This is a genomic window from Amycolatopsis sp. NPDC051371, from assembly GCF_040682155.1.
In the GTDB taxonomy this organism is placed as follows: Bacteria; Actinomycetota; Actinomycetes; order Mycobacteriales; family Pseudonocardiaceae; genus Amycolatopsis.
Window position 1 is genome coordinate 1 of sequence record NZ_JBFBAG010000054.1, and the last position, 9,929, is coordinate 9,929.

At 71.5% G+C, this 9,929-nt stretch carries 9 protein-coding genes and 1 pseudogene; 5 read left to right on the forward strand and 5 right to left on the reverse strand.

What is annotated here, in order from left to right; all coding sequences use genetic code 11:
- Positions 1-87: 87 nt before the first annotated feature.
- Positions 88-831 (reverse strand): LuxR C-terminal-related transcriptional regulator, encoded by a 744-nt coding sequence (locus tag AB0M59_RS44035; protein ID WP_364627681.1) that lies wholly within the window; start codon positions 829-831, stop codon positions 88-90.
- Between the two features lie 68 nt (positions 832-899).
- Positions 900-1,334, reverse strand: a complete 435-nt coding sequence (locus AB0M59_RS44040; protein ID WP_364627683.1) for a hypothetical protein — start codon at positions 1,332-1,334, stop codon at positions 900-902.
- Between the two features lie 359 nt (positions 1,335-1,693).
- On the opposite strand from AB0M59_RS44040, the gene AB0M59_RS44045 reads away from it, so the two are divergent.
- Both AB0M59_RS44045 and AB0M59_RS44050 read left to right on the forward strand, forming a co-directional pair.
- Complete coding sequence (locus AB0M59_RS44045; RefSeq protein ID WP_364627684.1) at positions 1,694-2,641, forward strand: NAD-dependent epimerase/dehydratase family protein; 948 nt, start codon at positions 1,694-1,696, stop codon at positions 2,639-2,641.
- A complete protein-coding gene (locus AB0M59_RS44050) occupies positions 2,638-4,812 on the forward strand; it encodes a glycosyltransferase family 2 protein (RefSeq protein ID WP_364627686.1) in 2,175 nt (724 codons plus the stop codon). Before AB0M59_RS44045 ends, AB0M59_RS44050 begins: the two co-directional genes overlap by 4 nt.
- Here AB0M59_RS44050 and AB0M59_RS44055 read toward each other — a convergent pair.
- Entirely contained in the window at positions 4,742-5,239 is a 498-nt protein-coding gene (locus AB0M59_RS44055) for a GtrA family protein (RefSeq protein WP_364627688.1), read from the reverse strand. The genes AB0M59_RS44050 and AB0M59_RS44055 overlap by 71 nt on opposite strands.
- 240 nt (positions 5,240-5,479) lie before the next feature.
- Between AB0M59_RS44055 and AB0M59_RS44060 the strand changes: the two genes are divergently transcribed.
- A complete protein-coding gene (locus AB0M59_RS44060) occupies positions 5,480-6,634 on the forward strand; it encodes an NAD-dependent epimerase/dehydratase family protein (RefSeq protein WP_364627690.1) in 1,155 nt (384 codons plus the stop codon).
- 43 nt (positions 6,635-6,677) lie between these two features.
- On the opposite strand, the gene AB0M59_RS44065 is transcribed toward AB0M59_RS44060, so the two are convergent.
- Entirely contained in the window at positions 6,678-7,037 is a 360-nt protein-coding gene (locus AB0M59_RS44065; protein WP_364627692.1) for a nuclear transport factor 2 family protein, read from the reverse strand.
- A gap of 182 nt (positions 7,038-7,219) precedes the next feature.
- Here AB0M59_RS44065 and AB0M59_RS44070 point away from each other — a divergent pair, with 182 nt between their 5' ends.
- Positions 7,220-8,023: a helix-turn-helix transcriptional regulator gene (locus AB0M59_RS44070; RefSeq protein ID WP_364627694.1), complete on the forward strand. Its 804-nt coding sequence runs from the start codon at positions 7,220-7,222 to the stop codon at positions 8,021-8,023.
- Positions 8,024-8,066: 43 nt separating this feature from the next.
- Complete coding sequence (locus tag AB0M59_RS44075) at positions 8,067-8,840, forward strand: aldo/keto reductase (RefSeq protein ID WP_364627696.1); 774 nt, start codon at positions 8,067-8,069, stop codon at positions 8,838-8,840.
- On the opposite strand, the pseudogene AB0M59_RS44080 reads toward AB0M59_RS44075, so the two are convergent.
- A pseudogene (locus tag AB0M59_RS44080) lies at positions 8,837-9,929 on the reverse strand (hypothetical protein); the annotation flags it as partial. The gene AB0M59_RS44075 and the pseudogene AB0M59_RS44080 overlap by 4 nt on opposite strands.

Genomic DNA, 9,929 nt, shown 5'->3' on the forward strand with positions numbered 1-9,929 from the left:
GGCGGCGATCGCCGGGATCGCCGCCGGGTTCACTCGGACGGGTGTTAGAGCTTCACCATCGGCACGCTGCCGATCAGCATCACGCACTCACGACCTCGCCGCGCGGCCGGTCAGGTGGGCCATCAGCTCCGCCCGGCTCGCCAGGCCGAGCTTGCGGTAGATCTGCTGGAGGTGCTTCTGCACCGTCCGCGGGCTGATGCCGAGGTGACGGGCGATCTGGCGGTCGCCGGCGGCGCGGGTCACCGCTTCCGCCACCTGCCGCTCGCGGGCGGTCAGCAGCTCCGTCGCCGCCGCGTGGCCCGGGCGCAGCGGCGGCCGCTCCGCCCGGGCCAGCGCCTGAGCGAGGTGCGGCGCCAGCAAGTCCACCAACGCCCGATCCAGCGCGGAGAACCCGGGCCGCGACCGGCTGAGCGTCAGGATGCGCCCGGCCCGATCATCCACCTCGACCACGCACAGCAGCTGGTCGACGGTGCCGCGCGGGCGGTAGAAGTCCGTGTACAGCGGCAGCGCCCGCAGCGTGCGGAGGTCCGCCAGGTCGGTGAGCGCGGCCGACGTCCCCAGCGGCAGCCGCCCGCTCCGGTGCGCCGCGAACGCCGGATGCCTGCTCACCTCGGCCCGGAACTCCGGGTGTCGCATGAGGTTGTCCTCCGGCCGCTCGGTGACCGCGCCGGTCAGCCGGCGCGTCGTGTGCTCCGCGCTCGTGCACGAGACGAAGTCGCAGCCGACGAGCCGGCCCAGCCCGGCCAGCCCGGCCGCCGGGCCCGCCGACCTGAACTCGCGCGCGACTTCCAAGGCGCGGTGCAGATGCCGCGCCGTCAATTCACTGCTCACCCGTGATCCCCCTCGGCTCGTCCGGTGAAGAAAGACCCGGACGGGCCGAGGGAGATACGAACCGGTCGTTACCGGGCGATCCGGACGTTCAGCGTGGTGTTCGAGCCGGCGCTCACCATCGACTGCGCGATGCTGCTGATCCCGGCCGCCGCGCTGTAGGAATTGTTGTTGCTGTCGTCCTCGTCGTCGGTGTGGAAGAAGCCCGACGAATCGACCCCCGAGAACACCAGGTAGCTGAAGCCGACGTTCGGGAACGCCGTCGTCGTGGCCACCCCCGGCGCGAACAGGCAGAACCGCAGCAGCGTGTTGCTGTCGCTCACGTTCGGGAAGATGGTGCCGGAGAACGAGTTGTTGTTGCTGTCGTCTTCGTTGTCGAACCGGCGCGAGAACTCCTGCGAGCCGTTCGGGCAGTTCGCGCCGAGCTTAAGCACGGCGTAGGGCCGGAACGAGCCGGACTGCGTGACCCCGCGGAACGCGGCCCCGTTGACCCGGCAGAAGAACATCTCCGTGTTGCTGGTGCTGCTGACCGCCCCGATGAACCACCGCGCGAGTTCGCGTTGCCCGAGTCCTCGTCGTCCATCCGGATGACGATCGCCTCGGTCCCGACCGGGCACGACCGGCTCGCCGGGATGATGCCGACGTCGGTCGTGGCCGCCTGGGCGGGCGCGGCCGACACGGTGAGGACCCCGGCGAGCGAAGCCAGCAGCAGTGCCGGAACGGTGAAGAGTCGTTTCATGGTGAAGCCTTCCTCCCCAGTGCTTTCTGACCCCCCAAGAACACCAATCCGGCCGGAGAGGCGGCCATACGCAGTTGTGCGTACGCCCGGCAAAGCCCGCACAGGAACGACGGGTAGGTTGGCGCCATGTCGAGTGCGCACGGTCCCGATCGGACGTCCGTGGTCGTGACCGGCGGCAGCGGCTTCATCGGCCGGGCCGTCGTGCGCGCCCTCCGCGACCGGGGCGTCCCGGTCACCGTCGTGGACCGGGTCCCGTTCCCGGACGGCGACGACGACGTCCGCGTGGTGACCGGCGACCTCCGCGACGCCGCCGTCCGCGAGGAAGCCGTGACGCGCGAGACCGCCGGGATCGTGCACCTCGCCGCGTTGACGTCGGTGCTGAAGTCGGTCGAGCTCCCCGAGGACACGTTCGCCGACAACGTCCTGGTGACCCAGGAACTGCTGGAGCTCGCGCGCCGCCGCGAAGTGCCGAAGTTCCTGCTCGCCTCGACCAACGCAGTGATCGGCAACGTCGGCACCGCGACGATCACCCCGGACCTGCCGCTGCGGCCGCTGACGCCCTACGGCGCCACCAAGGCGGCGTGCGAAATGCTGCTCTCGGGCTACGCCGGCGCGTACGGCATGACGACGTGTGCGTTGCGGTTCACCAACGTCTACGGCCCGGGAATGTCCCACAAGGACAGTTTCGTGCCGCGCATGATGCGGGCCGCGCTGACCGGCGACGGCGTCAAGATCTACGGCGACGGCCGCCAGCGCCGCGACCTCGTGCACGTCGACGACGTCGTCCGCGCCCTTCTGCTGGCCCTCGACAGCGGCCACACCGGCCGGGCGATCGTCGGCGCCGGGCGTTCGGTCTCCGTGCTGGAGATGGTCGAGGCCGTGCGCGAGGTGACCGGCGCCGAACTGCCCGTCGAGCACGTCGAGGCGCCGGCGGGGGAGATGCCCGCGGTGGTCGTCGACGTCTCGGCCAGCGCGGAGACGATCGGCTACGAGCCGTCCGTCTCGCTCGTCGACGGCCTGGCCACGGCGTGGAAGTACTTCTCCGGCCTCGACCGTCCAAACGCGACACCGTGAGCGCATTCCTGCGGCGGCATTGGCTGCTGCTCTTGCTTCTCGTTCCCGCGATCGCCCTCCGGGTGCTGACCTGGCTCGCGTACCGGCCCGCGCTGCTGTACATCGACTCCTTCCGCTACATCGACAACCTGCACGCCCTGCGCGCCGACCAGCTCGACCCGATCGGCTACGACCTCGTGCTGCGGCCGCTGCTGGCCGTCGGCGGGCTCGCCTGGGTCGCGGCCGTGCAGCACGTCGGCGGCCTGCTGATCGCGATCGGCGTGTACGCGCTGGTGCTGCGCCTCGGCGGCCGCCCCTGGGTCGGCGCGCTCGCCGCGGTGCCGGTGCTGCTCGACGCCTACCAGCTGCAGATCGAGCAGAACATCATGTCCGAGGTCGTCTTCGAGGCGGTGCTGCTCGGGCTCCTCTGGCTGCTGCTCGGCTGGGGCACGCCGGGCTGGAAGCGCGCCGGCGTCGCCGGGCTGCTGCTCGGCTTCGGCGTGCTGACGCGGCTGGTCGGGATCTCCCTCGCCCTGCCGCTGCTGGTGTTCCTGGTCGTCGCCGGGGGAGCGTGGCGTAACTGGGCGGGCTGGCGCCGCGCGGGCGCCGGTGTGCTGGGCCTGCTCGTCGTGCTCGTGCCCTACTCGGCGAGAGTGCACTCCGAGACCGGCAAGTGGGGCCTGACCGGGCCGTCCGGGAACATGCTCTACGGCCGGACCGCCGCCGTCGCCGACTGCGCGAACCTTCACCTCTCGCCCGAGCTGCAGGTGTTCTGCCCGACCGAGCCGCGCGAGACGCGGCTCGTGGACAACTACACCCACGCCGACCTCGACCCGAACTGGCCGGGGCCGCTGCCGCCGGGCGCGGACAAGGCCGCGCTGGCGCACGCGTTCGCGGTCGATGTCCTGAAGGAGCAGCCCGCCGACGTCGCGGAAGCGATCCTGAAGGACTTCTCCAAGAGCTTCGCCTGGACGCGTGAGCAGGACCCGACCGACGTCCCGCTGGACCGGTGGCAGTTCCAGCTCGGCTACCCGCAGTGGGCCGACCAGTCGCTGATCGACCTCGTGACGCAGCAGAACGACGGCGTCGTCGCGAGCGTCGACCAGCCCCTGGCCAAGTTCCTGCGCGACTACCAGCTCGGCGGCGGGTACGTCCCGGGCGCGGTGCTCGGCATCGGCGCGCTGCTGGGCCTGCTGACGGTGTTCCGCCGCAAGAAACCCCTGGACCCGGCGCGGGCGGGCGCGCTGCTCGCGGCGTCGAGCGGCCTGGTCCTGCTGTTCGCCTCGGCGGTGTTCCAGTTCTCCTGGCGCTACCAGATCCCCGCGCTGGTGCTCTTCCCAGTGGCCGGGGCGCTCGGCTTCACCACGCTGACGTCGGCCAGCCGCAAGCGCCTCGCCGCGTTCCCCGACGACGTCGACCAAGGCGCCCTCGACGACTTCCGCGGCCGCCACCCCGACCTCGCGCTGGCCCCGCTGACCGTCGTCATCGCGGCCTACAACGAGGCCGGCGGCATCGGCGAAGTCCTGGAGAAGATGCCGGACGAGTGCCTGGGCATGCGGGTCGACGTGCTCGTCGTGGTCGACGGAGGCACCGACGACACGGCGGCGATCGCCGAAGAGCACGGTGCGTACGTCTGCGTCGCGCCCCGCAACCGCGGCCAGGGCGCCGCGTTGCGCCTCGGCTACCACCTCGCGGCCGAGGCCGGCGCCGACTACATCGTGACGACCGACGCCGACGGCCAGTACGACAACAGTGAGCTCGAAGCCCTGGTCAGCCCGGTCGTCGACGGCACGGCGGACTTCGTCACCGGGTCCCGGCGGCTGGGGCACGAAGAGGCCGACAGCCGCGTCCGGTGGCTGGGCGTGCGCGTGTTCGCCGCACTGGCGTCGGTGCTGACCGCGCGGCGGATCACCGACACGTCGTTCGGCTTCCGCGCGATGCGGGCCGACCTGGCGTGCTCGGTGCCGCTCAACGAGCCGCAGTACCAGTCGTCGGAGCTGATGCTCGGGGTGACCGCGCGCGGCGCCCGGGTCGTCGAGCTGCCGATGAGCATGCGGCTGCGCAAGGCGGGCAAGAGCAAGAAAGGCGGCAGCGTCGTCTACGGCGCCAACTACGCCCGGGTCATGACGGGGACGTGGTGGCGGGGGTACGTGCTGCGCCGCGGCCGAACACGAGCCGGTCGAGCAGGGTGAACTTGACGACGAACACCATCGCGTAGCTGGCCACGTACGCGCCGTCGACGAGCACGACCCACCAGAAGTGCGGCAGGTTCAGCGGCGTCAGCAGCGAGCCCGTGAGCGTCGTCAGGCCGATGGACGCGAGACCGCCGAGGCCGATCACGACCAGGTAGGGCAGCAGTTCGCGGCGGACGCGCGGGCGTCCGGTGCGGCCCCACACCCAGCGGCGGGTGACCAGGAAGTTCAGCACCGCGCCGGCCGCCCAGGCCAGCGTGCTCGCCAGGGCCGCGGCACCGCCGGTCGCGAGGACCGCCAGCAGCACGACCTGGCTGAGGACCGTGGCCGCGACGGACGTCGCGGCGGCGCGCCCCAGCCGGGCCCAGCCGCGGCGGCGGGTCTTCTCCGTTGTGCGGGGCCGCACGCCGTTGGTTACGGTCGTCATGCCCCCATCCTCCCCGCGGGCCCGCCGCGCCGCCGTCCGGGTCCCCTACGCATAGGAGATTCACAGCTCATTGCCAGGTGCTCATCAGCACGTGATCGATAACTTGCTTGGGGGGTTCCGGGTGGCGGAGCCCCCGGCCCGGGGCGGAGCCCCGGAATAACAGCGTCGGGTTCTTGCAAGCCTCTGCTCGTTCGTGGGATCAGCATGCTTGTTGCGTAAACGAGCAGGAAAGGCGGCACAATGCGAGTGCTGGTTCTCGGCGGTGACGGATATCTGGGCTGGCCGACCGCGTTGCACTTATCGGACAAAGGCCACGAGGTGGCCGTTCTCGACAATTTCGCCCGCCGCGGCTACGACACCGAACTCGGCGTCGAAAGCCTCGTTCCGATCGAATCCCTGGCCGACCGGATCGCCGCTTGGCACGAGGTCTCGGGGCGCACGATCACCAGCTACGAAGGCGACCTGCTGGACGCGGAGTTCCTGTTCGGGGCGGTGCGCGACTTCCGGCCCGAGTCGATCGTCCACTACGCCGAGCAGCGGTCCGCGCCGTACTCGATGATCGACCGCGAGCACGCGGTGTACACCCAGCACAACAACGTGATCGGGAACCTGAACCTGCTGTACGCGATCGCCGAGATCGACCCGGCGATCCACCTGGTCAAACTGGGCACGATGGGCGAATACGGCACGCCGAACGTCGACATCGAAGAAGGCTGGCTGGACCTCGAGCACAACGGGCGCAAAGACCGGGTGTTGTTCCCGAAGCGGCCCGGGTCGTTCTACCACCTGACGAAGGTCCACGATTCGCACAACATCGAATTCACGTGCCGCGCGTGGGGGCTGCGCGCGACGGACCTCAACCAGGGCGTGGTGTACGGCCAGCAGACGCCGCAGACGGCGCTCGACCCGCGACTGGCGACCCGCTTCGACTACGACGCCGTGTTCGGCACGGTGCTGAACCGGTTCGTCATCCAGGCGGTGCTGGGCCAGCCGCTGACCGTGTACGGCAAGGGCACCCAGACGCGCGGCCTGATCGACATCCGCGACACCGTCGAATGCATCCGGCTCGCCGTGGAGAACCCGGCCGAGGCGGGGGAGTTCCGCGTCTTCAACCAGATGACCGAGAGCCTGTCGGTGGCGGCCATCGCCGACCTCGTCGCCGACCGGTTCCCCGGTCCGGTGCAGATCGAGCAGCTGGAGAACCCGCGCTCGGAGGCGCTCGAGCACTACTACAACGTGAAGCACACCGGGCTGGTCGGGCTGGGGCTGGAGCCGCACCTGGTCTCGGACACGCTGATCGAGTCGATGTTCGACATCGTGGGCGCCAACAAGCACCGGGTGAACCCGGAGAAGCTGCGCCCGACCGTGCGCTGGCGGGGCGCGCTGAAGAGCTGACCGTGCGTGCGGGCTCCCGGCCGGGAGCCCGCACGCTTGTCTTTCAGCCCGGCATCTTGTCAAGGAAGCCGTGCACGTTGGCGATCTTCCCGTCTTCGAGCTCGACGACGTCGAACCCGATGGCGACCGGCTCGGCACCGGGCGTGCCGAGGTACCACTGGAACCGCGCGAGATCGTGGTGCGCGTCGGGGTCGGCGGGCAGGCTGAAGGTGAGCCCGGCGAACTGCTGCTGCGCGCCGCCGACGAACTGGTCGATCCCGTCGTGCCCGCGGACGGCCCCGAGCGGGTCGGTGTAGCCGGCGGAGGCGGTGAAGACGTCGGCGATGAGGGCGCGGCGCTTGTCCCCGTCGGTCTCGTTCCAGACGGCGATGTACTGCTCGACGACGGTGCGGACGTCGGTCATGGGATGCTCCTTCGGTTGGGGGACAACGGTTTGTCGTTGTCCTGCGCTGAGACCGACTCTGGCGGACGGCGCGCGGCGCGTCGATTACGCGAGAGGTAATGCGGCGGCGGCGACCCAGCCGCCTGCGGGCATTACCCCCGAAGTAATGGCAGCGACCCCGTGATCGCCGTAGCGTCGCTCGCGTGACGACTACGGTGCAAAACCGGCAGCGGCCCGTCGGGGAACTCCTGCGGGAATGGCGCGACCGGCGCCGGATCAGCCAGCTCGACCTCGCGATCTCGGCGGACATCTCGACCCGCCACCTCAGCTTTGTCGAGACCGGGCGCTCCCGGCCGAGCCGGGACATGGTGCTGCGCCTCGGCGAGCACCTCGACGTCCCGCTGCGCGAGCGCAACCGGCTGCTGCTCGCCGCCGGGTTCGCGCCCGCCTACACCGAGAACGCGCTGGGGGACCCGGAGATGAGCGCCGTCCGCCAGGCCGTCCGGCAGCTGCTCGCGAGCCACGAGCCCTACCCGGCTGCCGTCGTCGACCGGAACTGGAACCTCGTCGACGCGAACGCCGCCATCGGTCTCTTCGTCGCCGGGATCCCGGCCGAGCTGACCACCAACGTCCTGCGCGCGACGCTGCACCCCGACGGCATGGCCCCGCACGTCCTCAACCTGGGGGAGTGGCGCGCCCACCTGCTCGGCCGGCTTCGTCGTCAGGTGGGCCAGACCGCGGACCCCGGGCTCACCGACCTCCTCGACGAGCTGCGCGGCTACCCGTGCGACCAGCCGGTGCCCGAGGTGGAGGTCCCTGGACCGGGTGACATCTTCGTGCCGCTGAAGTTCCGCCACCAGGGCACCGACCTCACGTTCTTCAGCACCGTGGCCACGTTCGGCACGCCGCTGGACGTCACCGTCGCGGAGCTGGTCATCGAGTCGTTCTTCCCGGCCGACCCGGCGACCGCCGCATACCTGCGCGAGCGAGCCGCGTCGGTGGAATGATGGGGGACACCCGCGCAGCATCCGACGTGAGGATCACCGGCAGATGGCCGTCCCGCCTTCGCTCGCCCTGTCCGACGGAGTCCGCATCCCCCAGCTGCTGTTCGGTGTCGCGGGACTGACCGCCGCCGAAGTCGGCCGCGCCGTCCGCATCGCCCTCGACACCGGCTACCGCGGCTTCGACACCGCGCCGGGGACCGAGGCGGCGGTGGGTGACGCGCTCGCCGGAGTGCCCCGCGAAGAGCTGTTCGTGAGCATGAAGGTGCCAGCCCAGGGGTACGACGCCGCCCGCCGGGCCGCGGACCAGTCGCTGGCCGCGCTGCAGCTCGACCGGGCCGACCTGTGCCTTTTGGACGGCACGAAGGGCGCGTTCACCGACACCTGGCGCGCCCTGAGCCGCCTTCGCGCCGACGGTCGCGTCCGCGCGGTCGGCGTCGCCGGGTTCGGCGTCGCGGAACTGCGCCGGCTGATCGACGCCACCGGCGCGGTCCCGGTGCTGAACCAGATCGAGCTGCACCCGTGGCTGCAGCAGGTCCCGCTGCGCGAGTTCCACACCGAGCGCGGCATCGTGACCGCGGCGTCGAGCCCGGCCGCGAACGCGGGGCTGCTGGCCGACGAGACGGTCACCGCGCTCGCGGCGAAGTACGGCAAGACCCCGGCCCAGATCGTCCTGCGCTGGCACCTGCAGGCGGAGACGGTCGCCGTGGCGGCTTCGGCCACGACGACCCGGACCCGCGAGAACTTCGGGATCTTCGACTTCGAGCTGGCCGACGACGACCTCGCCGTGGTGGCCGAGCTCGACAACGGCACCCGCGTCTAAGCCGTCTTGATCCCCGCGGCGGCGAAGTCAGCCTGCTGGGCCGGCTGTTCGAGGTACTCGCGGAAGGTCTGGGCCGCGCGCAGCACGGTGTCGTCGATGCCGTTCCCGGAGAGCCCGACGAACGGGTAGTCCGCCGAACGCGCGCTCGCCACCGACTGCGCGGGCGAGCCGATCAGCTCGGGTTTCTTGGTGTTGAGCTCGCTGACCCAGTAGGACGACTCGGGCAGCCAGGCGGCCGGAAGCCCGCCGATCGAGTCGAGGTTGGTCCGGCCGACCAGCGCGTCGAGCACCTGCGCGGACGGCTTGGCCTCGATCGTCACGTGCACGCACTGGCCGTGGACGACGGTCGCGGCCTGGTTCCAGCGGTCGGCCGCGGCGGTGAGGGGTTTCTGGGCGCTCGGGGTGACGAGGATCCGCATGGTGGAGGTGCCGCCGGAGCAGCTGGCGGCCTGCGCCTCGGCGCGGCTGTTGAGCTCGCTGTCGGCCCAGTTCCAGCCGATCACGCCGAGCCCGATCAGGGCGGCGAGCACGGCGCAGGCGATCGGCCAGCCGGCGATCCGGCGCCGCGGGGCCTTCTTGCCGACGATCCGGTGCGACCCGGTGGCCTCGACCTTGCCGAGGGTCCGGTGCGAGCCGGTGGCCTCGCTCTTGGCGGGGGGCGCGGTGGCGTCAGTGCGGCCGGGGACGCGACGACGGCCGGGGGTCTCGCCCTCGGCGGCGGTTTCGTTGCGACGGCGGCCGCGGCGCGAGGTGCTTTCGCTCTCGCCGGAGACTTCTTCGCGGTCGAGGATGCGGGAGGAGCCGGTGTTTTCGCCCTTGCCGACGGTCCGGGCGGTGATCGGGTAGTCGCCGGAGGCCTCGCCGTGCCGGGTGATGACCTCGGTCCGCTCGGCGGCGGACTCCTCCGGGCGGACGGGGGCCTTGCCGCGGCGGCGGCCGCCGGTGCCTTCGCCCCGGCGGGCCGGGTGAGCACCCGAGCCCTCACCACGGCGGCCGGCGGGCGACGGTTCGACGGGGTGGGCGCCGGAAGTCTCGCCGCGGCCGGCGACGGGGTGGGCGCCGGACGACTCGCCGCGTGCCGCGACCGGG